18 protein-coding genes and 1 pseudogene are annotated in these 26,525 nt (G+C 71.2%); 10 read left to right on the top strand and 9 right to left on the bottom strand.

Features of this window, described 5'->3' with window-relative positions; translation table 11 throughout:
• Positions 1–804 precede the first annotated feature (804 nt).
• The 6 genes from chvE to ACFWTC_RS12610 all read left to right on the top strand — a co-directional run bounded on the left by chvE (position 805) and on the right by ACFWTC_RS12610 (position 10,663).
• Positions 805–1,902: a multiple monosaccharide ABC transporter substrate-binding protein gene (gene chvE, locus ACFWTC_RS12635; RefSeq protein WP_383916627.1), complete on the top strand. Its 1,098-nt coding sequence runs from the start codon at positions 805–807 to the stop codon at positions 1,900–1,902.
• Positions 1,903–1,998: 96 nt separating this feature from the next.
• Complete coding sequence (gene mmsA, locus ACFWTC_RS12630) at positions 1,999–3,546, top strand: multiple monosaccharide ABC transporter ATP-binding protein (protein WP_384027120.1); 1,548 nt, start codon at positions 1,999–2,001, stop codon at positions 3,544–3,546.
• Between the two features lie 3 nt (positions 3,547–3,549).
• On the top strand, positions 3,550–4,800 hold the full coding sequence (gene mmsB, locus ACFWTC_RS12625) for a multiple monosaccharide ABC transporter permease (protein ID WP_384027059.1): 1,251 nt from the start codon (positions 3,550–3,552) through the stop codon (positions 4,798–4,800).
• Between the two features lie 342 nt (positions 4,801–5,142).
• A complete protein-coding gene (locus tag ACFWTC_RS12620) occupies positions 5,143–6,645 on the top strand; it encodes a cellulose binding domain-containing protein (protein WP_384027061.1) in 1,503 nt (500 codons plus the stop codon).
• A complete protein-coding gene (locus ACFWTC_RS12615; RefSeq protein WP_384027062.1) occupies positions 6,642–8,387 on the top strand; it encodes a glycoside hydrolase family 6 protein in 1,746 nt (581 codons plus the stop codon). The genes ACFWTC_RS12620 and ACFWTC_RS12615 overlap by 4 nt, the downstream gene beginning before the upstream one ends.
• Before the next feature lie 158 nt (positions 8,388–8,545).
• Positions 8,546–10,663, top strand: a complete 2,118-nt coding sequence (locus ACFWTC_RS12610) for a SpoIIE family protein phosphatase (protein ID WP_384027064.1) — start codon at positions 8,546–8,548, stop codon at positions 10,661–10,663.
• A gap of 48 nt (positions 10,664–10,711) precedes the next feature.
• Here ACFWTC_RS12610 and ACFWTC_RS12605 read toward each other — a convergent pair whose 3' ends face one another.
• The 6 genes from ACFWTC_RS12605 to ACFWTC_RS12580 all read right to left on the bottom strand — a co-directional run bounded on the left by ACFWTC_RS12605 (position 10,712) and on the right by ACFWTC_RS12580 (position 18,945).
• Positions 10,712–12,160 (bottom strand): family 43 glycosylhydrolase, encoded by a 1,449-nt coding sequence (locus tag ACFWTC_RS12605; protein WP_384027066.1) that lies wholly within the window; start codon positions 12,158–12,160, stop codon positions 10,712–10,714.
• 31 nt (positions 12,161–12,191) lie between these two features.
• On the bottom strand, positions 12,192–13,697 hold the full coding sequence (locus tag ACFWTC_RS12600; RefSeq protein ID WP_384074183.1) for a family 43 glycosylhydrolase: 1,506 nt from the start codon (positions 13,695–13,697) through the stop codon (positions 12,192–12,194).
• Between the two features lie 67 nt (positions 13,698–13,764).
• Positions 13,765–15,270, bottom strand: a complete 1,506-nt coding sequence (gene araA / locus ACFWTC_RS12595; protein ID WP_384027068.1) for an L-arabinose isomerase — start codon at positions 15,268–15,270, stop codon at positions 13,765–13,767.
• 11 nt (positions 15,271–15,281) lie between these two features.
• Complete coding sequence (locus ACFWTC_RS12590; RefSeq protein WP_383916606.1) at positions 15,282–15,950, bottom strand: L-ribulose-5-phosphate 4-epimerase; 669 nt, start codon at positions 15,948–15,950, stop codon at positions 15,282–15,284.
• A gap of 6 nt (positions 15,951–15,956) precedes the next feature.
• Positions 15,957–17,693: a ribulokinase gene (locus ACFWTC_RS12585; protein ID WP_383916603.1), complete on the bottom strand. Its 1,737-nt coding sequence runs from the start codon at positions 17,691–17,693 to the stop codon at positions 15,957–15,959.
• A 220-nt stretch (positions 17,694–17,913) separates the two neighbouring features.
• Positions 17,914–18,945 carry a LacI family DNA-binding transcriptional regulator gene (locus ACFWTC_RS12580; protein WP_384027070.1) on the bottom strand — a complete coding sequence of 344 codons (1,032 nt, stop codon included), beginning with the start codon at positions 18,943–18,945 and terminating at the stop codon, positions 17,914–17,916.
• 403 nt (positions 18,946–19,348) lie between these two features.
• On the opposite strand from ACFWTC_RS12580, the gene ACFWTC_RS12575 reads away from it, so the two are divergent.
• Positions 19,349–19,522 carry a hypothetical protein gene (locus ACFWTC_RS12575; protein WP_383916597.1) on the top strand — a complete coding sequence of 58 codons (174 nt, stop codon included), beginning with the start codon at positions 19,349–19,351 and terminating at the stop codon, positions 19,520–19,522.
• A 108-nt stretch (positions 19,523–19,630) separates the two neighbouring features.
• On the opposite strand, the gene ACFWTC_RS12570 is transcribed toward ACFWTC_RS12575, so the two are convergent.
• A complete protein-coding gene (locus ACFWTC_RS12570) occupies positions 19,631–19,996 on the bottom strand; it encodes a hypothetical protein (RefSeq protein WP_384027072.1) in 366 nt (121 codons plus the stop codon).
• Between the two features lie 203 nt (positions 19,997–20,199).
• A pseudogene (locus tag ACFWTC_RS12565) lies at positions 20,200–21,085 on the bottom strand (helix-turn-helix domain-containing protein); the annotation flags it as partial.
• 365 nt (positions 21,086–21,450) lie between these two features.
• On the opposite strand from ACFWTC_RS12565, the gene ACFWTC_RS12560 reads away from it, so the two are divergent.
• A complete protein-coding gene (locus tag ACFWTC_RS12560) occupies positions 21,451–22,158 on the top strand; it encodes a helix-turn-helix transcriptional regulator (RefSeq protein ID WP_383916594.1) in 708 nt (235 codons plus the stop codon).
• 89 nt (positions 22,159–22,247) lie between these two features.
• Positions 22,248–22,679 carry a hypothetical protein gene (locus ACFWTC_RS12555; protein WP_383916591.1) on the top strand — a complete coding sequence of 144 codons (432 nt, stop codon included), beginning with the start codon at positions 22,248–22,250 and terminating at the stop codon, positions 22,677–22,679.
• Between the two features lie 855 nt (positions 22,680–23,534).
• On the opposite strand, the gene ACFWTC_RS12550 is transcribed toward ACFWTC_RS12555, so the two are convergent.
• Entirely contained in the window at positions 23,535–25,088 is a 1,554-nt protein-coding gene (locus ACFWTC_RS12550) for a M28 family peptidase (protein ID WP_384027074.1), read from the bottom strand.
• 340 nt (positions 25,089–25,428) lie between these two features.
• Between ACFWTC_RS12550 and ACFWTC_RS12545 the strand changes: the two genes are divergently transcribed.
• The gene (locus ACFWTC_RS12545; protein WP_384027076.1) at positions 25,429–26,382 is read left to right on the top strand and encodes a BTAD domain-containing putative transcriptional regulator; all 954 of its coding nucleotides are present in this window, start codon (positions 25,429–25,431) and stop codon (positions 26,380–26,382) included.
• Positions 26,383–26,525 lie beyond the last annotated feature (143 nt).

Here is a 26,525-nt window from a genome sequence, read left to right as displayed (position 1 = left end):
TGCGTCCCGTGGGAAACGCTGGAATGGCCGGCCAGGCCACAACTCCGCCGAGTTGCAGGCATGACTGTTCTCGCGGGTCAGCATGGGTACGCGCGCTGTACCACCAGGAGACGAAGATTCTCCTCGCGTTGTACTCCCCGAAGAAGCTCGGCTTCCTCTGAGGTGCGGGGGGAGGCGTCTGGCCTGGGCATTGGCCCGTCAGGCGCCTTCCGCACGGCGCTCTCACATCAAGGACCGATTCATGTGCCCCATCCCGGCTCCTCCCCTCACCGTCCCACCCCTGACCAGCGGTTCCGGACCAGTCACGGACCGGATCCGGCCGGCCGTCCTGCGGCAGCCCGACCGGCACGCCGGTTCCGCTCGCAGGGACTGCCTTATGAGCCGGTCGGAGCCCTCCTGGGCGCCGGCGAGGACCGTGGCGGATGGAGGCAGGCAGGCCGGCCGACGGGTGACGGTCCGCCCGACGCCGTCGGGCCACCAAGTGCGGCCGGTGAGGGTGCAACCGGGTCCGAGCCAGGGAGCTTCAACGGCTTCGGTCATGAGGGCTTCCGGGTGGGTGTCGCCGTCGCGGGTCGGGGCGTCTGCGGTGTTCCAAGGCCCGTGGAGGGTACGCAAAGGTGATCTCAGGGGTCTTGACGACGTCGTTGTGAGCGTTAACACTTTTGTAACGCCAGGCCAGAGCAGTGCGGCAAGGCAGTGCACACCAGCGGCCCGGCACCAGCCCACGCCGCCGACGGGGGACCGAAGGGCCACGCCAGGCCGGGCCCCTGTCACGCCGAGTCACGGCGTATCACTGGAGGAAACGTGCGAAGAATCTCGACAGGCTTCGTTGTGGCGGCCCTCGGCCTGACCTTGGCGGCCTGCGGCCAGAGCGCGAACGGCGTCGGGGCCGACGCGGACGCGGGCGACACCAAGGGGGGCCTGGTCGGGATCGCCATGCCGACCAAGTCCTCCGAGCGCTGGATCAACGACGGCGCCAACATGGTCAAGCAGTTCCAGGCCAAGGGCTACAAGACGGATCTCCAGTTCGGCGACAATGTCGTCGAGAACCAGGTCGCCCAGGTCGAGAACATGATCACCAAGGGTGCCAAGCTCCTGGTGATCGCTCCGATCGACGGCTCCTCGCTCAGCGACGTGCTCCGCAAGGCCGCCGACGCGAAGATAAGGGTCATCTCCTACGACCGCCTGATCCGCGGCACCGGGGACGTCGACTACTACGCCACCTTCGACAACTACAAGGTCGGCGTCCTCCAGGCCACGTACATCGCCGACCGGCTCGGTCTCCAGGACGGCAAGGGCCCCTTCAACATCGAGCTCTTCGCCGGATCACCGGACGACAACAACGCCGCCTTCTTCTACCAGGGCGCCATGAGCGTCCTGCAGCCCCACATCGACGCCAAGAAGCTCGTGGTCAAGAGCGGCCAGACCGAGTTCACCCAGGCAGCCACCCTGCGCTGGGACGGCGGCCTGGCCCAGTCACGGATGGACAACCTGCTCAGCAAGGCCTACTCGTCCGCCACCGTCGACGCGGTGCTCTCGCCCTACGACGGCATCTCGATCGGCGTCGTGTCGTCCCTCAAGGGTGTCGGCTACGGAGGGACGGGCAAACCGCTGCCCATCGTCACCGGCCAGGACGCCGAACTCGCCTCCGTGAAGTCCATCATCGCCGGCGAGCAGACCCAGACCGTGTACAAGGACACCCGCGAACTCGCCAAGGTGGCCGTGCAGATGGGTGACGCTCTACTCAGCGGCCGAACGCCCGAAGTCAACGACACCAAGCAGTACGACAACGGGGTGAAGGTCGTGCCCTCCTACCTGCTGCAGCCGGTCAGCGTCGACAAGGAGAACTACCGGAAACTGCTCGTCGACTCCGGGCAGTACACCGCCGACCAGCTGAAGTAGCCGCCACCGGGCCCACCCACCGGGGCCGAAGAGCCGGTGATGCGGCGCCGCCCCGACCGGCCCGCCGCATCACCCCAGTCGAACGGACTCACCACCATGGCCGGACCCGTCCTCGAGATGCGTTCGATCAGCAAGTCCTTCCCCGGCGTCAAGGCGCTGTCGGACGTCAGCCTGACCGTCGCCGCCGGCGAGGTCCACGCCATCTGCGGCGAGAACGGGGCGGGCAAGTCCACTTTGATGAAGGTGCTCAGCGGCGTGTACCCGCACGGTTCCTACGAAGGCCAGATCCGGTTCCGGGGAGAACCGTGCGCCTTCGGCGACATCCGGGCCAGCGAGCGCCGGGGCATTGTGATTATCCATCAGGAACTGGCGCTAATCCCCTACTTGTCCATCGCCGAGAACGTCTTCCTCGGCAACGAGCACGCCTCGCGCGGCTTCATCAGCTGGCACCGGACGCTCACCCACGCCCGGACCCTGCTCCAACGGGTAGGGCTGCCGGACAACCCGCAGACCCGCGTCGCGGACATCGGCGTGGGCAAGCAGCAGCTCGTCGAGATCGCCAAGGCCCTCGCGAAGGAGGTCAAGCTGCTGATCCTGGACGAACCGACGGCCGCGCTCAACGATGAGGACAGCCGCAAACTGCTCGACCTCATCCTCGAGCTCAAGGCCCAGGGCATCGCCTGCATCATCATCTCGCACAAGCTCAACGAGATCGCCCGCGTCGCCGACGCCGTCACCATCCTGCGCGACGGCCGGACCATCGAGACCATCTCGGTCGAATCAGAGGGCATCTCCGAGGACCGCATCATCCGCGGGATGGTCGGCCGAGACCTGGAGCACCGCTACCCCGAGCGCACCCCGGACATCGGGGAGATCGCGCTGGCGGTCGAGGACTGGACCGTCCTGCACCCGATCGACGTGCACCGCAAGGTGGTCGACGGGGCGTCGCTCACGGTCCGGCGCGGCGAGATCGTCGGTATGGCGGGCCTGATGGGCGCGGGCCGGACCGAGCTCGCGATGAGCGTCTTCGGCCGCTCCTACGGACGCCGCACCAGCGGCCGGGTGCTGCTCGACGGCAAGGAGATCCGTACGCGCACGGTCCCCGAGGCGATCGCCCACGGCCTCGCCTACGTCACCGAGGACCGCAAGAGCCTCGGGCTCAACCTCACGGAGGACATCCGCCGCAACATCTCGCTGAGCGCGCTCGCCAAGGTCTCCCGCCGGGGCTGGGTGAACCAGCACGAGGAGACCCGCGTCGCGGAGAGGTACCGCCGCACCATGAACATCAAGGCGCCCTCGGTGTTCGCGGAGACCGGCAAGCTCAGCGGCGGGAACCAGCAGAAGGTCGTCCTCAGCAAGTGGATCTTCTCCGATCCCGAAGTGCTCATCCTCGACGAGCCCACCCGGGGCATCGACATCGGTGCGAAGGCCGAGATCTACACGGTGATCGCCGAGCTGGCCGCCCAGGGCAAGGCCGTCCTGGTGATCTCGTCCGAACTGCCGGAGCTGCTCGGGCTGTGCGACCGCATCTACACCATGGCCGAGGGGCGCATCACCGGTGAGACGGACCGGACGGACGCGACCCAGGAATCCCTCATGCGCCTCATGACCGTGGGCGCCGCAACCCAGAACGAGCAGGTGTGAGGCATGACCCAGATCCAGAGCCCCGCGACCGATGCCGCGGAAACCGCCCCGGGCGGGACCAGGGGCACCGGTGCGCCTGAAGGCCCGCGCGCCCTCCTCATGGACCTCCTGCGCGGCAACATCCGGCAGTACGGCATGCTGGTCGCCCTGGCGCTGATCATCGTGCTGTTCCAGATCTGGACCGACGGAACACTGCTCAAACCGCTCAACGTCACCAACCTGATCCAGCAGAACGGCTACATCCTGATCCTGGCCATCGGGATGATGATCGTCATCATCGCCGGGCACATCGATCTGTCGGTGGGATCCCTGGCGGCCTTCGTCGGAGCCGCGGCCGCGGTGATGATGGTGCACCACGACGTCCCCTGGCCCGTGGCGGCCGCAGCCGCGCTCCTCATAGGGGCCGCGGCCGGGGCGTGGCAGGGCTTCTGGATCGCCTACGTGGGCATCCCGTCGTTCATCGTGACGCTCGCGGGGATGCTGCTCTTCCGGGGCGGAACGCAGATCCTGCTCCAGGGCCAGTCGGTGGCCCCCTTCCCCCAGGGTTTCCGGCAGATCAGCAGCGGCTTCCTGCCGGAGGCCGGCCCGCACACGAACTACCACAACCTCACCCTGCTGCTCGGCCTCGGCGTGCTCGCGCTGGCCGTCGTACAGGAGGTCCGAGGCCGCCGCCAGGCCGCCTCCTACGGACTGCGGCTGCTGCCGATGGGCTTCTTCCTCGCCAAACTGGCGGCGATCACCACCGCGGTGGCGGCCTTCACCCTGCTGCTCGCGAGCTACCACGGCTTCCCGATCGTGCTGCTCATCCTCGGCGTGCTCCTGGTCGCCTTCGGCTACGTGATGCGCAACTCCATCCTGGGCCGTCACACGTACGCCATCGGCGGCAACGAGCCCGCCGCCAGGCTGTCCGGCGTCAAGAGCAAGCGGATCGTCTTCCTCGCCTTCGTCAACATGGGCGTCCTGGCGGCGCTGGCCGGGCTGGTCTTCGCGGCCCGCCTCAACGCGGGTACGCCACAGGCGGGCATCAACTTCGAGCTGGAGGCGATCGCGGCGGCCTTCATCGGCGGCGCCTCGGCCTCCGGCGGTGTCGGCACGGTGCTCGGCGCGATCATCGGCGGTCTCGTACTGGGCGTACTCAACAACGGCATGTCACTGGTCGGCATCGGCACCGACTACCAGCAGGTCATCAAGGGGCTCGTGCTGTTGGCGGCGGTCGGTTTCGACGTGTGGAACAAGCGCAAGGCCGGCTCCTGAGGGTCGCCACGCGACGACGGTTCACCCCGGCCACGGCCGGGGTGAACCGTTCGCCTTCCTGTGTCGGGGCACGTCAGCCGTCGCCTCCCGAGGGGATGGAGGGGGTCGGTGGGACGAAAGTACGGGGGACAAAGCACCAGTGGGAGCGCTCCCACCATGCGCCCGGACGGGCATGCGGTCAAGATGCGCGACTCGGCGAGAAAGCAGGGCGGCGCCGCGACAAAGCCGGGCACGGCTCTGTTCGCCGGCCGGGCCACGCGCTATGGTCCAGCCTTACCAGTGGGAGCGATTCCGTCAGTTGACGCTGCGTCACGCATGCGTCTGAGCTGTAAGGAGTCGCTCATGCGACACCCTCCGCACCTGCCCGCGTTACTCGTGGGCGCGGCCCTCACCATGGTGAGCGCCTCGCCCCTCCCCCATCTCCCGGCGGCCGCGGCCGCGCCCGTCTGCGTCGTCGAGTACACCCTCACCCACACCTGGGACCAGGGCTTCCAGGGGGCGGTCACCCTCACCAACAAGGGGGCTCCGCTGTCCGGGTGGAGGCTCGCTTTCGATTTTCCCGGCACCCAGAGGGTCAGTCAGGGATGGAACGCGAAGTGGTCCCAGAGCTCGCGTACCGCGACTGCGGTCAACGAGACGTGGAACGGCGGGCTCGGCACCGGATCGAGCGTCGCGCTCGGCTTCCTGGGCTCTTGGTCGTCAAGCAACCCGTCTCCCACGGCCTTCGCTCTCAATGGGAACATCTGCGCCACCGTGCCCGGCCGCCCGACCGAGCCGCCGACACCGACACCGACACCCACACCCGGGGAGGATCCACCTGCCCTGCGTGTGAGCGGTAACAAGCTCGTCGACGCCTCAGGCGAAACCCGCCGTCTGAGGGGGGTCAACCGCTCCGGCGGCGAGTTCATGTGCGTCCAGGGCCACGGGATCTTCGACGGTCCCGTGGACGACCACGCCGTCGCGGCCATCGCCGACTGGAACGTCAACTCGGTCCGCATCCCCCTCAACGAGGAGTGCTGGCTCGGCTTGGACAACGTCAAGCCCGAGTACGCCGGAGCCCGCTACCGCGACGCGGTGACCGCCCTGGTGCGGCGCATCGAGGACCACGGCATGACCCCGATCGTCGAACTGCACTGGTCCTGGGGCCAGTACACCGGCAACTCCGCGGGCTGTGCGGACGTCCACGCCACTTGCCAGAAGCCGATGCCGGACGCCCGCTACGCGCCCGCCTTCTGGACCTCGGTCGCGAACACCTTCAAGGGCGACCCCGCCGTCGTCCTCGACCTGTTCAACGAGCCCTATCCGGACCGCGCCGGTTCCACCCCCTCCCAGGCCTGGAGCTGCTGGCGGGACGGCGGCAGCTGTCCCGGCATCGGCTACGAGGTGGCGGGCATGCAGGACCTCCTCGACGCGGTACGGGCCACCGGAGCGCGGAACCTGGTCCTGGCGGCGGGCATCGCGTACGCCAACGACCTCAGCCGGTGGTGGGCGCACCGGCCGCACGACCCGGCCGGCAATCTCGCCGCCGCCTGGCACGTCTACAACTTCAACGCCTGCGCCGACGAGGCCTGCTGGGACGCCACGCTCGGTCCGCTCGCGGCCGAACTGCCGATCGTGGCAGGCGAGATCGGTGAGAACACCTGCTCGCACGCGTTTGTCGACCGGGTGATGCGGTGGTTCGACGGCCGCGGACTGTCCTATCTCGGCTGGACCTGGAACACGTGGGACTGTTCCTCCGGCCCCGCACTGATCACCTCCTACGAGGGCACCCCCACGGCCTTCGGCATCGGGCTCCGCGACCACCTGCGCGCCCTCCCCGCACGCGAAGGAAAGGACACCCCATGACCTCCACGACTTCACTCCGTCCCCGTACCGCCTTACTGGCGGCCGCGGCCCTCGTCGCCGCGGCCACCGGTACCGCGACCGCCGTGTCCACCGGCGGCGCGGGAACGGCCGCAGCCGGGTGCAAGGTCGACTACACCGTGCAGAACCAGTGGGGTTCCGGCTTCACCGCCGCGGTCACCGTCACGAACACCGGCTCGGCCGTCCAGAGCTGGCAGCTGGAGTGGACCTTCGCCGGAAACCAGCAGGTCACCCAGGGCTGGAACGCCGGCCTGACGCAGAGCGGCGCCGGCGTCACCGCCAGGAACGTCGCCTACAACGGGTCGCTCGGCACAGGCGCCTCCGCCTCGTTCGGATTCAACGCCTCGTTCAGCGGGGCCAACCCCCTCCCGGCCGCGTTCAAGCTGAACGGCGTCACCTGCGGCACCGGCCCCGGCCCCACGGACCCGCCCGGCCCGACCGACCCGCCCGGGCCCACCGACCCGCCCGGGACCCGTGTCGACAACCCGTACCGTGGAGCGTCGGTCTACGTGAACCCCGAGTGGTCCGCGAAGGCCGCTGCCGAGCCCGGCGGCAGCAGGGTCTCCGGCCAGCCGACCGGCGTGTGGCTGGACCGGATCGCCGCCATCGCCGGCACGTCGAGCAGCCGGGGGCTGCGCGCGCACCTCGACGAGGCCCTGCGGCAGAAGGGGTCGGGGGAGCTGGTCGTCCAGCTCGTCATCTACAACCTGCCCGGCCGCGACTGCGCGGCCCTCGCCTCCAACGGCGAGCTGAAGGCTGACGAGATCGACGCGTACAAGGCGCGGTACATCGACCCGATCGCAACGATCCTGGCCGACCCCCGGTACGCCGCCCTGCGCATCGTCACCACGGTCGAGATCGACTCCCTGCCCAATCTCGTCACCAACACCGGCAGCCGGCCGACCGCCACCCCGCAGTGCGACACCATGAAGGCCAACGGCAACTACGTGAAGGGCGTCGGGTACGCCCTGAAGAAGCTCGGAGCCGTCCCCAACGTCTACAACTACGTCGACGCGGGGCACCACGGGTGGATCGGCTGGGACGACAACTTCGCTCCCTCGGCCGACCTGTTCAAGCAGGCCGCCACGGCCGAGGGCAGCACCGTCGCCTCCGTGCACGGATTCATCACCAACACCGCCAACTACAGCGCCCTGAAGGAGGAGCACTTCTCGGTCGGCGACTCGGTCGCCGGCAAGTCCGTCCGCGAGTCGAAATGGGTGGACTGGAACCGCTACGTGGACGAACTCTCCTTCGCGCAGGCCTTCCGCGCCAAGCTCGTCTCCGTCGGCTTCGACCCGGGAATCGGCATGCTCATCGACACCTCCCGCAACGGCTGGGGCGGCGCCGCCAGGCCGAGCGGCCCAGGCTCCCCGGCCGGCGTGGACACGTACGTCGACGGAGGCCGCTTCGACCGCCGCATCCACATCGGAAACTGGTGCAACCAGTCCGGTGCGGGGCTCGGCGAGCGTCCGGCGGCCCACCCCGCTCCGGGAATCGACGCGTACGTGTGGATGAAGCCGCCCGGCGAGTCCGACGGCTCCAGCAGCGAGATCCCCAACGACGAGGGCAAGGGATTCGACCGGATGTGCGACCCGACGTACGGGGGCAACCCGCGGAACGGGTTCAACCCGTCGGGAGCCCTGCCGGGCGCGCCCGTTTCGGGCCGGTGGTTCTCCGTACAGTTCCAGGAACTGATGCGCAACGCCTACCCGCCGCTGCGCTAGCCGGCGCCGCCGCAGGCGGGTGACGCGCGGCCGTCGGCGACCTCCCGGGCCGTCGGCGGCCGCGCCCGCACGGCGTCCGCCCACCGTCGCGCGCGCCCCGCGCGAGAGGTGTTCAATGAGATGAGGAGCGTCCTCGATCCTGCCGGAGTGAGACACGCGTGAGCGACAACGGCCCGGGAGAACCCGTCGCGGCAGCGGACTTCCCCACGGCTGTTCTGGTACTCGACGCCGCCGCCAAGGTCCTGACGGGCACACGTTCGGCGGCGACGCTCTTGGGCGCTCCCGAGGCCGCCTGGGGCCCCGGGGCCGAGCAGCTGGACGCGGAAGCGCTCTTCGAGGATCCCGGCCTGTGGGCCCGCCTGGTCGCGGGAGCCGTCGGAGGTGCCAGGCGCAGTGCCCGGGCCCGGCTGCTGCGGCCGGACGGCGGCGTGCTGGAGGCCGACGTCGACATCATCTCCCTCATGGAGGGCTCGTCGGCGCGGTTCCTGCTGCGCATGCGCCCCGCCGACCCGGACCACCCCGTACCGGTCGCCGTCGCCGGTGACGTCCGTCGCGCACCGCCCCTGCCGCCGGCGGACCGGCGTGCCGCCGAGCGGCTGGCGCTGCTCAACGCGGCCGCCGCGGAGATCGGCAGCTCCCTGGACATGGTGCGCGACGCCGAGCAGCTGGCCGGGGTGCTCGTCCCCGCGTTCGCCGACCTGGCGGCCGTCGACCTCACCGAACCCGTGCTGCTCGGCGAGGAGCCGGGAGAGCTGGTCACCGGAGCGCCGATGCGGCGCGTCGCCGTCCGAGCCGCCGACGGGCCGTGGCCGCCCGAGAGCCACGCCGTGGGCGACACCATCCGTCTCAGGAACGTCGAGAGCATGCACGTGCGCGGGAGCTCGGCAGTCTTCCTTCCCGACCTGACCGAGCTCCGCGCGGTGCTATCGGGCGAGGAGGAACGCGCACGGCTGCTCCTTCCGCCCCGGGCCGCCTCCCTCATGCTGATCCCGTTGCAGGCGCGCGGCGCAGTCCTCGGCGCCCTGGTCCTGTGGCGCACCGCGGAGCGCCGCCCGTTCGACCAGGAGGACGCGGTCCTCGGTGAGGAGATCGGCTCCCGGGCCTCGCTCAGCATGGACAACGCACGCCGCTACACCCGTGAGCGGCGTACCGCGGAGGCCCTGCAGCGCAGCCTCCTGCCCAGGCCGGTCAGCGACGTCACCGGCGCCGAGGCCTCGGGTGTCCACGTGCCCGCCGCCGCGACCCCGGCCATCGGGAGCAGCTGGTTCGACGTCATCCAACTCCCCTCGCTGCGGCTTGCGTTCGTCATGGGCGCGGTGGCCGGGCACGGCCTCGACGCCACGGCCGCGATGGGGCGTCTGCGGTCGGCCGTGCAGACTCTGGCCGACCTCGACCTCAGTCCGGACGAACTGCTGGCTCACCTCGACGACCTCGTGGTGCGCTTCATCGAGGACGACGACCGCCAGCAACGGGACGCGGGTGCACCGAGCGCACTGACCGGCGCCACCTGTCTCTACGCCACCTACGACCCGGTGTCCCGCACCTGCGTGCTGGCCGGAGCCGGCCACCCCCCGCCCGTGCTCGCTGCCAGGGGACCGGCCGGGAGCGGCCCGGTGGCGTACCGCCCCGGTCCGGTCCTGGGCACCGGCGGGCAGCCGTTCGAACCCACGGAGCTGTGCCTGGGGCCCGGTGACGTACTGGCCTTCTACGGCGGAGCGCTCGACGAGGGCACCGACCGCTCGGAGCGGCGGCTGGAGGCGGTCCGGGCGGGTGTGCGGGACGGCGCCGACAGCGGGCTGCCGGTCACCGAGATCGGGCACCGGATCCTTGGCGCCCTGTTGAACGAGCCGCCGGACGACGACCGGGCACTGCTCGTGGTGCGGGTCGGGGAGGTGTCCGCCGATGACACCGCCGTGTGGGAGTTGCCCGCCGACCCCTCCCTCGTCGGGCGGGCCCGGGAACTCGTCTCGGACCAGCTGACCGGTTGGGGCCTGGAGGACCTCGTCTTCACCACGGAGCTGATCGTCAGCGAGCTGGTCACGAACTCCATCCGGTACGCGGGCGGTCCGGTCGGCCTGCGGCTGATCAAGGACCGTGTGCTGATCTGCGAGGTCTCCGACCCGAGCCAGACACAGCCGCATCTGCGCCGGGCACAGCTCACCGACGAGGGCGGCCGCGGCCTGTTCCTCGTCGCACAGCTCACCCACCGCTGGGGCAGCCGGTACACGGCGGCGGGCAAGACCATCTGGACGGAACAGCTCCTGGCGGACGGTTGAGGCTCCGGGCCCACCGGCCGGACGCCGGTGGGCGAGGGCGCGCCGCGGCTACTCCAGTCGGAAAGTGGCGTCGGCGTTGGCCAACGTGGTGACCACCGGCTCCACGTACAGCAGGAAGTCGCGGTGCCGCAGGAAGCGTCCGGGCGCGCCGTACGACTCGTAGGAGACCCCCGCCGCGTCGGCGAGTCCGGCGCGCTGTTGGAAGGTGGAGCTGCTCCGGAAGGCGGCGCTGCCGTCGTTTTCCTCCAGCCTCACCTCGCCGTTCCTCTCACGGAGGTAGGAGCCGGGGAGGTTCGCCGACTCCAGCGACACGGTGCCGCTGCCCGCGAGCCCGGGTACGGTGCGGAACTGGGAGTCGGCCAGGTTCCTGATGTCCGCGTCCAGCCTGCCCCGGAACTCCCGGTGGCGAACGTGGCGGTCGGGGTGATTGACGGAGGCGAGGCGGTGCGGGGAGGCACCGTCGGCGACCGGGATGCCGAAGTTGGGTGTGCCGTCAACGTTCCAGTACAGCTTCTGGATGCGGGTGCGGCGGTTGGGGTCGTCCAGCGGGTCGCCGGAGATGTCCTTGTAACCGCGGTCGTGGTAGACGAGGACGTCGCCCCTGCCGTCCTCGGTCTTGGTGAAGGAGTTGTGTCCCGGCCCGTACTGTCCGGTGGCGGTGTTGCTGGTGAAGACCGGGGTCGGGCTCTTGGTCCACACGCCGGGATCGAGAAGGTTGCTCGACGCCGACGCGGAGAGCAGGCCGAGGCAGTAGTTGCTGTCCGTGGCGGAGGCGGAGTAGCTGAGGAACACCCTGCCCGCGCGCTCGATGAGGGCGGGAGCCTCGTTCACCTTGAAGCCGGCCGTCTCCCAGGGGTGGGTGGGAACCGTCAGACGGGTCGGTGTGCCGGAGAGGGTCCAGGGGTTCGGCATCCTGGCGAGGTACACGTTCGAGTTGGTGGCGACGGCCGGGTCCTTCTGCGCCCAGCTGAGGTAGCGGATGCCGCCCACCACGAAGGTGGTGGCGTCCAGCGCGAAGCTGTCCATGGGCGTGGCGATCCGCCCCTTCTCGGTCCAGCCGCCGGTCAGCGGGTTGGCCGCGGAGCTCTCCAGCACGTACATCCGGATCTTCCAGATGTCGTCGCTCCGGCCTGCGGCGAAGTAGACGTACCACTTGCCGTCGATGAAGTGGATTTCGGGTGCCCAGATGTGGGCGCCCATGTCACCGGTGGCGTGCTTGGTCCAGATCACGGCCTCCGGCGCGGTCGACAGTCCCTGGAGGGTGGTGGCGCGGCGCAGGACGATGCGGTCGTATGAGGGGACGGTGGCTGTGAAGTAGTAGAAGCCGTCGCTGTGCTTGAGGATCTGGGCGTCCGCGCGCCGCTCGGCCAGCGGGTTGGTGTAGGCGGCCGTAGCCGGCGGGCCCGCCAGGGCGGGGGCGGGGGGCGGCAGTACGACGAAGGTCAGCAGGGCCGCCGCGGCCGCGAGGACTCGCGCGTACAGGAGTGTTCCGGTCATCTCTTCTCCTCTTCCGTACGGAGTCGCGTGGTCAGCCGGTCCGGAGCTGCCACTCCTGGCAGGGGTTGGCGAGCCAGGTCCACTGGCGGACTCCCGTGCCGTCGCGGGTGCCGCAGTCGGCGATGTCGGCGACCTTCCGGCTGTGCGCGTTCTCCAGCCGCAGCAGGCCGCCCGCGCCGGTGATGAGCCGGAAGCGCTGGCAGGCGTTGTCCAGCCAGGTCCACTGGCGCAGTTCCGCTCCGTCGGCGGCGGAGCAGTCCGCCACGTCGAGCGCCTTGCCGCCGGCCACGTTGATCAGCCGGCTCGTGTCGTCCCCCTGGTCCTCGAAGCGCCATTTCTGCGCTGTGCTGCCGTTGCACGACCACAGCCTGACGTCCGCTCCGTCGGCGGAGGACCCGTTCGCGAGGTCCAGGCATTTTCCGCTGTGGGGGTTCACCAGCGTGTACGCGGCGGGGGTGGCCGCCGTCTCGCCCGCCGGGGCGGGCAGTGGCGTGCCGACCGCCGCCGGAGTACCGAAGTCCGGTGTGCCGTCCGGGTGCCAGGTGAACTTCTGGACCCGTGTGGTGCGCCTGTTGTCGCAGCCGCCCGCGGTGGTGTCGTTGGCGTGGTAGACGAGCCAGCTCTCCGTGCCGTCCGGGGAGTTGAAGAACCCGTTGTGGCCCGGTCCGTACACTCCTGCCGCGTCGCTGCGCTGGAACACCGGGGCGGGGGCCTTGGTCCAGGACGCGGCGCTGAGCGGGTCGGCGCCGGTGAGCTCCAGCCGGCCCAGCTTGTAGTCCGGGGTGTTGCAGCTGGAGGCGGAGTAGGTGAGGAAGGTCCGGCCTTCGTGGTACAGCGGCTCGGGGCCCTCGTTGACCGATCCGCCCTGACTCTCCCAGCTCAGGGTGGGACCGGAGATGACCCGGAACGGACCGCTGAGCGTGTAGGGGTTGCCGAGAGGAGCGATCACCAGGCTCTGCCGGCTGCCGTTGATGAAGCCGCTGCCCAGCAGGTACAGCTTTCCGCTCACCCGCAGCAGGCTCGCGTCGATCAGCCATCCGCCGGGCACCAGGTTGGCGCCGGTCAGGATGTTCTTGTAGGTGTACGGGCCCATCGGGTCGCTGCCGGCGCTCTGCAGCACGTGGGTGCGCTGCGAGTCGCAGCATGCGGCGCCTGCCTGCCCGGCTGAGTAGTAGAGGTACCAGCGCCCGTCGACGAAGTGCATCTCGGGCGCCCAGATGTTGGTGCTGCGCGAGGGGGTGTTGTCGGACCACACCCGTACGCTCGGAGCGGTGGAAAGGCCCTCCAGAGTCGGCGACTTGCGCATCGTGATCTCGCCGGTGAAGGTCGAGGCGACCAGGTGGTAGTTGCCCTCGTGGTACTGCAGCCAGGGGTCGGCGCCCTTCTGGGCCTTCACCGGGTTGGTGTACGTACGGCCCGCTGCGGCCTCGGCAGGGCCGCCGGTGACGGCCGTGGTCGGGAGCAGCGCCAGCAGGACGACCGACAGGGCGATCCAGAGCGGCGGACGGGGACGTCGTGCCGCGGTACGGCGTAACACGGCGCGGGGCGAGCGGAAGTGGATCACGTGTGTCCCTTCTGAACGGCGGTCACGGTGGTGGCGGACGTCAGAAGCCCTGCGCCAGCCGGTGGTAGGCCTGGTTCCAGCGGATCTCCTGGGTGAACCGGCGGATGCCGGTGTCCCCGTCGATGACCAGCAGCTCCGTGCCGAGCATGTCGGCGAGGTCACCGAGTTCCTCGGTGCCCACGGCGCTCGACAGCACGGTGTGGTGCGGTGCTCCGGCGATGAGCCAGGCTTCGGTCGAAGTCCGCAGGTCCGGCCGGGGCTGCCACACGGCCCGGGCCACGGGCAGGTTCGGCAGGGGCTCGGCGGGCTCGACCACGTCGATCTCGTTGGCGACCAGGCGGAAGCGGTCGCCCATGTCGGCGAGACCGACGACCACCGCCGGACCGGTGTGTGCGTCGAAGACCAGGCGGACGGGATCCTCCCGGCCGCCGATCCCCAACGGGTGGATCTCGCAGGAGGGAACCGTGGCCGCGATCGACGGGCAGACCTCCAGCATGTGCGCGCCGAGGATCAGTTCCCTGCCGGGTTCCAGGTGGTAGGTGTAGTCCTCCATGAAGGACACCCCGCCCGGCAGCCCCTCCGACATCACCTTGAGCGTGCGCAGCAGGGCCGAGGTCTTCCAGTCGCCCTCGCCGCCGAAGCCGTATCCGTCGGCCATCAGTCGCTGGACGGCCAGCCCCGGTAGCTGCCGCAGCCCCCCGAGGTCCTCGAAGTTGGTGGTGAAGGCACGGAAGCCGCCCGCGGTGAGGAACCCGCGCAGACCGAGTTCGATCCGCGCGGCGTGGCGCAGCGAGGCGTGGCGGTCCCCGCCGGCCCGCATCTCCGGAGCGACCCGGTAGGTGGCCTCGTACTCCTTGGTGAGTTCGGTGACATCGGCCTCCGGGGTGCCGTCGACGACCTCGACGAGGTCGTTGACCCCGTACGTGTTGACGGAGACGCCGAAGCGCAGTTGCGCCTCCACCTTGTCGCCTTCGGTGACGGCGACGTCCCGCATGTTGTCGCCGAAGCGGGCCATCCTGAGGCCGCGCAGTTCGGCCCGCCCCGCCGCCGCCCGGGTCCACGAGGCGATGCGGGCGGCCACGGAGGGGTCGCTCACGTGGCCCGCCACCGTCTTGCGGGTGACACCGATGCGGGACTGGATGTAGCCGAACTCCCTGTCTCCGTGCGCCGCTTGGTTGAGATTCATGAAGTCCATGTCTATGGACGACCAGGGCAGGGCGACGTTGGCCTGGGTGTGGAGGTGGAGCAGGGGCTTGCACAGCGCGTCGAGGCCGGCGATCCACATCTTGGCCGGGGAGAACGTGTGCATCCAGGCGATGAGCCCGATGCAGGCGTCGTCGGAGTTCGCCGCCAGGCAGGTGCGGCGGACCGCCTCGGCGTCGGTGAGGACGGGCTTCCAGACGATCCTGACGGGGACGCCGGGATCGCTGTGCAGGGTGTCGGCGATCTGCTGGGACTGCCGGGCCACCTGGCGCAGGGTCTCGTCTCCGTAAAGGGACTGGCTGCCGGTCAGGAACCACACTTCGCGTTCTTCGAGTGTCGCCACGGGGAAGCTCCTCACCGGCCGGCCTGCTGGCCGTACACGTTCTGGTAGCGGTGGTTCAGTGCGTCGATGTCGCTCTGCGCGAGGGGCAGCGGCTCCCCGAGCTGGCGTGAGATGTGGACCGTGCGGGCGACGTCCTCGCACATCACGGCGGCCTTGACCGCTGCCTTGGCGTCCTTGCCGACGGTGAAGACGCCGTGGCTCTTCATCAGGACGGCGGGCGAGCGGTGTCCGCGCAGCGTCTCGACGATGCCCCGGCCGATGGAGTCGTCCCCGATCAGCGCGAAGGGGCCGACGGGGATCTCGGCTCCGAACTCGTCGGCCATTGCGGTCAGGACACAGGGGACGGCCTCGCCGCGCGCCGCCCAGGCGCAGGCGTAGGTGGAATGGGTGTGCACCACCCCTGCGACCCGCGGCATGTGCCGGTAGACGTAGGCGTGCGCGGCGGTGTCGGAGGAGGGGGCGTAGTCGCCCTCGACCACCTTCCCGTCCAGGTCGCAGACGATCATGTGCTCGGGGGTCAGGTCCTCGTAGGGGACACCGCTGGGTTTGATCACCATGAGGTCCTCGCCCGGTACGCGGGCGGAGACGTTCCCCGCCGTCCAGACGACGAGGCCGTAGCGGACCAGTTCCTGGTGCAGGTCGCTGACCTCGCGGCGCAGCTGCTCGATCGGTGGCGTCATGAGCGGTCAGGGCCTCTCGGTGGGGGCAGCGGGGGCGGTGGGGGCGGTCTGGGCGGTCGAGGCCGTCAGGGCGGCGTTGCGCAGGGCACGCAGCCGGTGCAGCTGCATGTCGGGGCCGGTGCCGAAGTGGTCGTGCAGGACGCGGTACTCCGCGTACAGCGCGTCGTAGGCGTCGGCCCGGGCGGGGTCCGGCAGGTAGGCGGCCCGCTGGACACGGCCCATGGCCGCCGCGGCGGCGCGTACGCCGGGGTGCGCGCCGGCGGCGACGGCCGCGTGGATGGCAGCGCCGAGGGCCGGGCCCTGGGCGGAGGCCGCGAGGGACACCGGGCGGCGGAGCACGTCGGCGTATATCTGCATCAGCAGGGCGTTCTTCTTCAGGCCGCCGGTGACGATGAACTCGTGCACCGGTACCCCGCCCCGCTCCAGGGCGTTGACGATGGTGCGGGTGCCGAAGGCGGTGGCCTCCAGCAGGGCTCGGTAGACGTCCTCGGGCCGCGTCGACAGGGTGAGCCCGACGATGACGCCGGAGAGGTGGTGGTCCACCAGGGTGGAGCGGTTTCCGTTCATCCAGTCGAGGGCGACCAGGCCGTGGCCGCCGACGGGCTGGTCGGCGCACTTGCGGGTCAGCAGCTGGTGCAGGTCCTCGCCGCGGGCCTCGGCCTGCGCCCGGTAGTCGGCCGGGACGCCTTGGGCGAGCCACCAGGCGAAGATGTCGCCGACGGCGCTCTGTCCCGCCTCGTAGCCGTACGCGCCGTCGACGATCCCGCCGTCCACGACCCCGCAGATGCCGGGCACGTCGGCCAGCGCGGCGCCGTTCACCACGTGGCAGGTGGAGGTGCCCATGACCGCGAGCAGCCGGCCGTTCTCGACGGCCTGGGCCGCGGCGGCGGCGACGTGGGCGTCCACGGTGCCGACGGCGACCGCGATGCCCTCGGGAAGGCCCGTCCACGCGGCGGCCTGCGCGGTGAGCGAGCCGGCCCGGGAACCCAGCGGGGAAAGCGGATGCTCCAGGCGGGTACGGGCGAAGTCCCCGAAGCCCGGGTGCAGGGCGGCGAGGTACTCCTCGCTCGGGTATGCGCCGTCCTGGTGGATGCCCTTGTAGCCGGCGGTGCAGGTGTTGCGGGTCTCGGTACCCGTGAGCTGCCAGACGATCCAGTCGGCGGCCTCGATCCAGCGCTCGGTCGCCGCGTACGTCTGCGGGTCCTCCTCCAGCACCTGGAGCGCCTTCGCGAACTGCCATTCGGCGGAGATCCTGCCGCCGTACCGGGCGATCCACTTCTCGGCACGCAGATGGGCGAGGTCGTTGATCCGGTCGGCCTGGCCCTGGGCCGCGTGGTGCTTCCAGAGCTTGGGCCAGGCGTGCGGGCGGTGGCCCAGCCCGGTCTCGGAGAGCGGCCGCCCGTCGCGCCGTACCGGCAGGACCGTGCAGGCGGTGAAATCGGTCGCGATGCCTATGACGAGCCCGGGGTCCACGCCCGACGAGGTGACGGCGTCCGGGACGGCGGTGCGCAGCACCTCGCGCCAGTCGTCCGGATGCTGAAGTGCCCAGTCGGGCGGCAAGGCGGCCCTGGTGGTGGGCAGTTCACGGTCGATGACGCCGTGGCGGTACGGGTGGACGGCGGAGCCGAGCTCCTCACCGTCGTGTACGCGGACCACCACCGCGCGGCCGGACAGCGTGCCGAAGTCGACACCGACGACGTAGCGCACGGCGTCCGGGGCGGCTGGGGGGCGGGACGGGGTCACGTTCACATCCTTCGTGCGTAGCCCGGCGCCCCGGTACGGAACCCGGGCAGCAGGGGACGGCGGCGCGCGAGCCGCCCTGAGGTCAGATTGTGAGCGTTAACAATGGGCCTTCACAAGAGCCCCCTCATGCAGCGTTACCCAATCTTGACCTCAGGCCCCGGGCACCCCTGGCGGCGCCCGGGGACCCCTGACCTGCCCGGATGCCCGAGGCTCCCCAAAACTACCGGGGTGCGCGGCCCGTGCTGCGGCGGAGCACTATCTCCGTGGGGACCAGGACGTGCCTGCTCGGGGACTCCGGCGCCGCATCGTGCCCCCTGCCGCCCGCGCCGGCCGTGCGGTCGTTTCCAGTCAACTCGTCGACCAGCAATTCCAGCGCACGTCTGCCCAGTTCGCTGAAGTCCTGTCGGACCGTGGTCAGCGGCGGTGCGAAGTACGCGGCTTCGGAGATGTCGTCGAAACCGACCACGCTGATGTCCCCGGGGATCGCCCGGCCCGCTTCGTGCAGCGCGCGCAGCAGGCCCAGCGCCAGCTGGTCGTTCGCGCAGAACACCGCGGAGACGGCGTGGTCCTCGGCGATCCGAAGGCCGGCCTCGTATCCGGCGCGGGCGCTCCAGTCCCCGGCATGGGCCTCGGGCACCGGCGCGCCGGCCTCCTCGAGGGCCCTGCGCCACCCGGCCTGCCGGGCCGTGGTCTCCAGCCAGCCCGGCGGGCCGGCGATGTGGTGGACCGTGGCGTGCCCGAGGTCGAGCAGGTGTCGGGTGACGGCATGGGCGCCCGCCTCGTTGTCGACCGAGACCGTGGGCACGCGCGCCCCGCTTCCCGACCCGACCGCCACCACGGGCACCGCCGTGGAAAGCTGGGCTATCGCTCGCACCGCCGGGGTCTGCGGCGCGATCACCACGATGCCCTCGACGCCTTGATCCCTGAGCCGGTCCACGGCCTCCTGCACCGCGCGCGCGTCCGGGGACCGGATGCTCGCCACGCTGACGAAGTAGCCAGCACTGCGCGCGGCCTGCTCGATGCCGTCCAGCATGGAGGCCGGCCCGTACAGCGCACTGCCGAAACTCACCACGCCGAGCGTCTGGGACCGGCGGGTGACCAGAGTCCGGGCCGCCACGTTGGGGCGGTAGTCCAGCTCGCGGATGGCGGCGAGCACCCGCTCACGTGTGCCGGGGCGGACGTGGGGTGCGCCGTTGAGCACCCGCGACACCGTCTGGTGCGACACTCCGGCGACGCGCGCGACATCAGCCATCACAGGCTGGCGTGGTTCAGGTTGTTCCGTACGTGCCGTTCCCACTGATAGCCCTCTCGTCGGCGAAGCCCCCGGCGGCCGGCCCGGGCTCCGGTGCGCAGACCGATTCGCGGTGGTGCCTGCACAGGAGTGTCACGGAGGCGAGTGTAATTGTTCACGATCACAGGCCCGCACGCGTCCAGCGGGACGACGACCCGCTTCCGCGTCCCCCCGTGCGGATGGCGGAGCACCGCGGCCGCCGGGCCGTGGCCGGCCGTCGCCGGCGTCGACCTCTGGCTGACCGCTCCCGCGTGGGTCAGCGTACGGAGGCGATGCGGCGCAGGCGACGGACACCGCGATGCGCTGTCCGTCGCCCCCGAAGCCGGCGGCACTGTCAGCGACCCCAGGTGAGGGCGGCAAAGGCATGCAGGCGCGCGGCGAGCTGAGCGACAGCGCCGATATCGCCGCCCTCGCCACCGCGCTGCTGGCCGCCATCCAGGGCGGCATGCCGCTGTCCCAGGTCCGTCGGTCGAGCACCGCCTGCCGGCAGGCCGTGTCAGCGGTGATCGACCACATCGAGAGCCACCTCGTCCGGTAGCGGCGCGACGCCGATCCCCGAAGAAGCCAAGGACCGGCTGGCCGGCCCGCGTCATGCTCCTTCACGAACCTCCGGGGTACGGGTTCGTACCCGTACCCCGGTTCGGTGCTACTCGTTCAGGTGGGCGAGGAGGAGGTTGGGGTCCTCGGCCGTGACGTAGGCCGCGCTCAGGACGTAGGCGGTGTCGCCGCGCAGGGCGATGGAGGTGGGGTTCTGCAGGCCGTCGGCGGCGGTCAGGACGGTGGTGTGGGTGCCGTCCGGCTGGACGAGGGCGACCTCGCCGGGGCCGTTGAGGGCAGCCAGGATCTGGTCTCCGCGGCCGGTGAAGGCGAAGTCGTCCATCCCGGCCAGACCGGTGGCTCGGGTCTGGACCGCGCCGGCGGCCGAGGCGACGCCGGGGCCGGTCGCGGCGACGGTGGCCAGCGTCAGTACGGCGGCTGACAGGACGGTCTTGGACCACTTGTTCCTGAACATGGGTTCCTTGACTGTTCGTGGGCACGCGGGAGCGGTACGCCGGCGCACCGGGGTGAGGGGGCTTCGGGGTAAGGGGAGGCTTCGGTCGGGGCGTCGTGCGCCGGGACCTGCTCGGGCAGCGGACGGTGTCCGCCCGCGCCCGGGTGGGTCGAGGACGGGCGCTCGCCGGATGTCGGCCCGGCGCCCGGCGGTGGGCCGGTTCGGCCGGCGTCGGCCGGGGCTTCCGGTCGCGCCGGGTCACCCTGCGGGCCGACGTGGGCGAGGAGGGCCAGCGCGGTCCGCGCCGGCGAACCGCCCTCCGTGGTGGCGACCACGATGTTCTGGCTCGGGCCCTGGCTCAAGGTCTGCTGGGTGACGGTCAGCGGGCCGAGCAGCGGATGCCGCATCTCGTAGGTGGCGACGGCGCACGCCTTGACGCGGTGGTCGGCCCACATCGAGGCGAAGTCCGCGCTCTTCGCGCTCAGTTCACCCACCAGCGCGTGAAGCGCGATGTCGTCCGGATACCGGCCTGCCACCAGGCGCAGATTCCCCACCACGGCCCGGGCCTTGGCAGGTCAGTCCGCGTACAGGTCACGGGTGTGCGCGTCGAGGAACACCAGTCGGGCCATGTTGGGTCGTTCCGTCGGCCGGTCGGCGGCGCCCGGATCCAGGTGTCCGGCGAACAGCGCGTGGCCCAGCCCGTTCCATGCAAGGACGTCACTGCGGCGGCCGGTCACGATCGCCGGAACGTGGGCCAGTGCCTCCAACAGCTGACCGGTCGCCCGCGTCACCCGCTCCGGGGCGGGCCGTCGGCCCCGGCCTGGGGCACTTGGCCGGCCGGGCCAGGTTGTGCAGGTGCACGCGCTCGGTCTCCTGTAGCCGCAGGGCCCGGGCGATGGCGTCCAGCACCTGCGGCGAGGCGTTCAGGGACTGCCCTTGTTCCAGGCGGGTGTAGTAGGAGACGCTCACACCGGCCAGCAGCGCCAGTTCCTCGCGCCGAAGGCCCGGCACACGCCGCCGCTCTCCGTAGGTGGGCACCCCGATCGCCTCGGGCAGCAGCTGGGAGCGTCGTTTCTGCAGGAAGTCCCCGGGCCGCACTTTTCCGTTCATGGATCCGAGTATGGGTCGAGCCCTACCGCACAGCCTGACCCTGGCGGGGATAGGCACCAGCGGATCTGGCACTGACGAAACCGGTGACGACGTGGGCGGCGCGGACGGTGGCGAGCTCCGGCCAGCGGCGCAGGAGCGGGAGTCGGTCCAAGCCGGCGGCAGGGGGCGGCAAGGGGCCAGCCTTGCATGCGCCTCGGACACCGTGACCGCTCTCCGAAGCCGGCTCCCTCCGTAACGACCGCTGGTAGCGCCTTGCCGCCCCGCTACCGCACCCGGTCCCCCTCCGTGGTCGCGGTCCCGGCCGTCGCGGACCACCGGCCGGATCCACCGTCGTCCGGTCCCGGGCATCGGCTACGGTCCTGGCTGTGAACCGTACCGAGCGTCTGTACGCCCTCGTGGAGGAGCTACGTGCGGTCTCGCCCCGGCCGCGCAGCGCCCGGTGGCTCGCCGAGCGCTTCGGCGTCAGCACCCGCACCATCGAGCGCGACCTCAGCGCCCTGCAGCAGTCCGGTGTGCCGCTCTACGCCGAACCGGGCCGCAGCGGCGGATACGTGGTGGACAAGGACCACACCCTGCCGCCCCTGGCCATCACACCGGCCGAGGCGGCGGCCCTGGCCGTCGCCCTGCACGCGCTGTCCGGGACACCGTTCGACGCGGACGCCCGCTCAGCGCTGTGCAAGCTGTTCGCCGTCATGCCGCAGCGAGAACTCCGGGCAGCGCGCGAGCTCGCCGCCCGGGTACGGCTCGCCGCGCATCCCGTTCGGCCGCCCGCGCTCCCGCGCACCCTGCGCGAGGCACTCTCGAACCGCCGGCTGCTGCACCTGCGTTACGCCGACGAACAGGGCGAGGTCACCGAACACACCGTCGAACCCCTGGGCTTCCTCGGAGGCGAGCACTGGTACCTCATCGGCTGGTGCCGGCTGCGCTCCGCAGTACGGGGCTTCCGGCTCGACCGCATTCGGGAAGCCCGGGCACTGGAGGAGACGGCGGAGCCGCGTCCGGTCGACCTGTCCGAACTGGACACTCCTGGGCAGGAGTTCGTGGCACTCGACGAACTCTATGGTTTCGCTTGAGCCGCCGTCGGGAGGGCTAAACACCGACAGGGGGTTGTCGCCCCCGGCCCGGAGGCTGGGTGACCACGACCGAACCACGGAAGGCAACCATGTCTGTGACGACTATCCCCGCCACCGACTCCGCTCCGCTGACCCGGGAGGCCGGCACCCGGCTGGTGGAGGGCTGGACGGCGCTCTGGAACGGAGACATCGCCCCCGCGGAGCAGATCCTCTCCCCCGACTTCCGGCTGCACTTCGCGGACGACTTCGACGGCACCGGCTCTGCCAAGACGTTCGGCCAGGACGAACTGACGGCGTTCATTTCGGCCAACAGCCAGGCCCTGACCGGCCTGACGTTCGCCGCCGACGCCGCACCCCTGATCGACTCCGAGCGCGGCGAGATGGCCTGCCGGTGGATCGAGAGCCACGCCGACGGCGACGGCGACATCATCGTCAAGAGCGGCATCGACATGTTCGCGGTCACGGACGGCCGGATCTCCGCCGTGTGGTCGCTCACCGGCAACCGCCGCTTCGCCGCCTGACCGGCACGATCCGGTGCCGGGCGCCGGCCTCCCCCGAGGGCGCGTACCTGGAGGACGAGGAGGGCCGTCCGCCCGCTGCTCCAGGACGGCATGCGGGCCTGGCCCACGGCGTCGAAGTAGAGCGGGGCGTCGTCGAGGGCGGCGAGCACGCGGGGCGCCGCCCAGCCGACGCCGGCGAAGGTGCGGCGCGGGATCGTGACGATGCCGGCGCGGCCGATCTCGTCGAGGCCGCGGACGTCGGACAGGAAGGCGAGCGTGGCTCGGATGGTGCCGAGGTCGTCCGGGCCCAGGGTGACGCTGCGCCCGCGGCCGGCGCTGTGCCAGCGCCACAGGTCGGTGTCGTCGGCCGTGCGGGGAACGGTCAGGTAGGCGGTGCAGAAGCCGAGCTCGCGCACGACGTCGGTGCCGGTGCCGGGAAGGACCAGGGATCGGGTGCGGGAGCGCAGGCCTTCGGCGACGACCACCAGGTCGAAGGTGCGCCGCGCTCCGTCGGCGAAGGTGACCGTGACCCCGTCCCCCTCGTCGTCGTCAAGGACCGTGATCCGGTTGCCGAAGACGTATGCGGTCGCGTCATCGGGTGCGGTCGACGTGGATGCGGGACAGCTGGCCCCGCAGGATCTCCAGCTCGGCCGTGGCACCGCCGGAGTCGGACGTTCCGGCCGCGAAACGGGCGAGAGGGGTGCCGGCGACGTCGACGCGGTCTCCCGCCGGGTCGCCACTCTCACGCGTACGCCCTCGGCGTCGCCTTCCAGCGCACCCTCGGGATCCGCCCGGCGGAACACCGCGCCTGAGCCCGCACACCGGCGTGAAGATCCCGAAGCCCGGACCGGCGCCGGTGGAAGCGGAGGCGGCCTTCTACCCGGTCACGGGCTCGTGCCCGTAGCGCGGACCGGCGGCGCCGCCCCGGGCACCGTCCGGCCGCGCGGCACCCACGGGCCGGGTGAGCGGGCCGAGGTCGTGCGCGTAGTGGCCCACCGCGTCGGCGATGACGTCGATGTTGACGTCGAGCGCCCGCATGTCGATGTTGGTGATGTCGTCGCCGGCCGTGTGGTGGTTCACGTCGTACGCGACACCGGCCCGGCCGCCGAACCTGGCTGCCTGGGACTCGGTCTTGATGCCGTCGGCGCCGGTGAAGGTGCCTCCGGACGGGATGCCGGCCGCGATGAACGGGGCGTAGTCCGAGAGGCCGGTGAAGTCGGTGCCCTCGTACGGGATCCCCTTCGAGCCGAGGAAGTCCGTGATGCCCTTCTCCAGCTGGGCGGAGCCCTCGGGGCCGGGGCCCGCGCCGACGCCGTCCGAGTCGTCGCCGTCGTTGACGAAGTAGGCGGCGTTCGGGGAGCCGATCGTGTCGAAGTTCAGGTAGAGCCTGATCTGCCTCTTCTGCTCCTCCGACAGGGAGGCGAGGTACGCCTGCGAGCCCAGGACGCCGAACTCCTCGGCCGACCACCAGGCGAACCTGACCTTGTTCTTGATCCTGTCCTGGGACGAGGCCAGCCTGACCGCGACCTGGAGGATGCCGGCCGAGCCCGAGCCGTTGTCGTTGATGCCCGGGCTGTCGTGGAGCGAGTCCAGGTGGGAGCCGAGGAGGACGGTGTCGGCCGCGTCGCCGCCGCGGGTCTCCGCGACCACGTTGAAGCTCCGGCGGTTCTCGCGCAGTTCGTGGATGTCGAGGGTGACCGTGACCGGGCCCGCGGCGGCCTCGGCGGCCAGCGCCTCGCCGTCCTCCTGGCTGATGCCGCCGGTGGGGATCTTCGCGAGGGCCGCGTCGCCGATGGTGCCGTTGATCTTGCCCGTGGTGTTGTTGTACACGACGGCGCCGAGCGCACCGGCGGCGTGGGCGTTGGCCTGCTTGACGGCGAAGGAGCATCCGCCGCGCTTGATCAGCGCGATCCTGCCGGTGAAGGCGCCCGCGGCGAAGTCGGCGGGCTCGCAGCCGTGGGTGGCGTCGGCGTCGACGGGGACGATGGCCACGTCCGCGGTCACCCCGCCCTCGGGGCCCTTGGCGGTGTAGGCCATCAGCTGGATCGTGATGTCGCGCGGCGTGGGCGAGAGCACCGTGAGGGTCTCGGCGATGTCGTCGGTGTAGACGAAGTCGAACGCCTGCCGGGAGACCCGGTAGCCGGCGGCCCTGAGTACGGCTTCGACGTAGGCGGTCGACTGCTCGTGGCCCCGGGAACTCGCCACGCGGGTGCCGCCGTTGTAGTCGGCTATCGCCTGGAAGGTCTTCAGGTGGCGGAAGGCGTCCTTGGCCGTCGCCTCCTTGACGAGCTTCGCCGCCAGTGCGTCGCCCCGGTCGGCCCGGCCCGGGGCGTCGGCTCCCGCGGTGGCGGGCCCGGCGAGCAGGAGGGGGGAAACGAGTAACGCGGCGGCCAGGGTGGCCGTCGCCGCCGCGATGCGACGTGCGGGCATGGAGGTCCTCTCACAGCAGGTCGACGGATCGATCGACGGTCGGGAAGAACGTGCTCAGCGGGAGGAGATCGAGGCACGCTAACCCTGTGGCGGCCCCCTGCCAAGGAGAAGTCCCGAGTCGGTCCGGGTGACCGGATGTTTGGCTGAGTTTGAGCGGGAGCGGTAAGAGGGGACGCCGCGCCGGTCACAACTCGCCGATGGTGAACTTGGCTTGTTCGAGCCCATGACACTCTCTCCATCGATCCCGTATCCATGACGTGAGCGCCGGTAGGCCCTACCGCGTGCCGACCGACAGGACAGCGCGCCTGAGGGCGCGCCGGTTACGCGGGGGTGTCAGATCATGCTGGCCAGAACCGAAAGATCCTCGGCAGACCCTTCCTTACCCGGCTGTACGGGAACCGCCCCCGGCCTGCCGGCCCCGCCCGGGGACGCGGAGAGGGAACCGACGCCGGCGGACGGGCCGACGTACCGGATCCTGGGACCCCTGGAGGTCCACCGGGCGGGGGTGCTCTGCACACCCACCTCCCTCAAGCGGCGCGCCCTGCTCACGCTGCTGCTGCTCCACGCCAACCGGCGCTTCCCGATCTGCACGCTGATCGGCGAGCTGTGGGACGACCGGCCGCCGCCGTCGGCCGTGGCCGCCGTCCAGATGTACGTGTCGGGACTGCGGCGCGTCCTGGACCCCGCGCACAGCCGCGACGGCGGCGACGCGCGGCGGCATCCGCTGCTGCTCACCGCCGGGAACGGCTATCTGCTGCGTGTACGACCGGGCGACCTGGACCTCGACCGGTTCCGTGCGCTGGCCGGGCTCGGGCGGGACCAGCGGGCCGCGGGCGACTGCACCTCCTCGGCAAAATCGTTTCATCAAGCCCTCGCCCTCTGGCGGGGCACCTCTCCCGGCGACCTCGAACAGGCGTCCCTTCCCGCGCACTACACGGTGCGGCTGGAAGAAGAACGACTGGCCCTGGTGCACGACCGGATCGGCGCGGACATCTGCACGGGCCGGGCGCGCGAGGTCGTCGGCGAGCTCGAGGAACTCTGCGCACGCCACCCCCTCCGCGAGGACTTCCACGAGCAGTTGATGCTCGCCCTGGCCACGGCGGGGCGCCGCGCCGAAGCGCTCAACGCCTACGCCCGCGCCCGGCGCACCGTGGTGGAGAACACCGGCATCGAACCGGGACCGGGCCTGCGCACGGCGCAGCAGACCCTGCTGAGCGGTGACCGGCCGGACAACGCCCGGCACGACCGCTGCCGCCCCGCGGTGGTGCTCCGGCCGGCCGCGCTCGACGACTGACGCCTCGCGGCGGCCACCTCCGTACGGGCCCGTGGCCCGGCCGGCGGCCCCGGCCCCCCCCCCCCCCCCCCGGGGGCGGGGCGCCGGCGGGGCGGGCGCGGGGGGGGGGGGCCCGACAACAGTGGTGGCGGGGGGGGGAGTAA

The organism is Streptomyces sp. NPDC058619 (assembly GCF_042717785.1).
Lineage (GTDB): Bacteria > Actinomycetota > Actinomycetes > Streptomycetales > Streptomycetaceae > Streptomyces.
The sequence above is the reverse complement of the archived record's forward strand: the minus strand, read 5'-3'. Positions and strand labels throughout refer to the sequence as shown.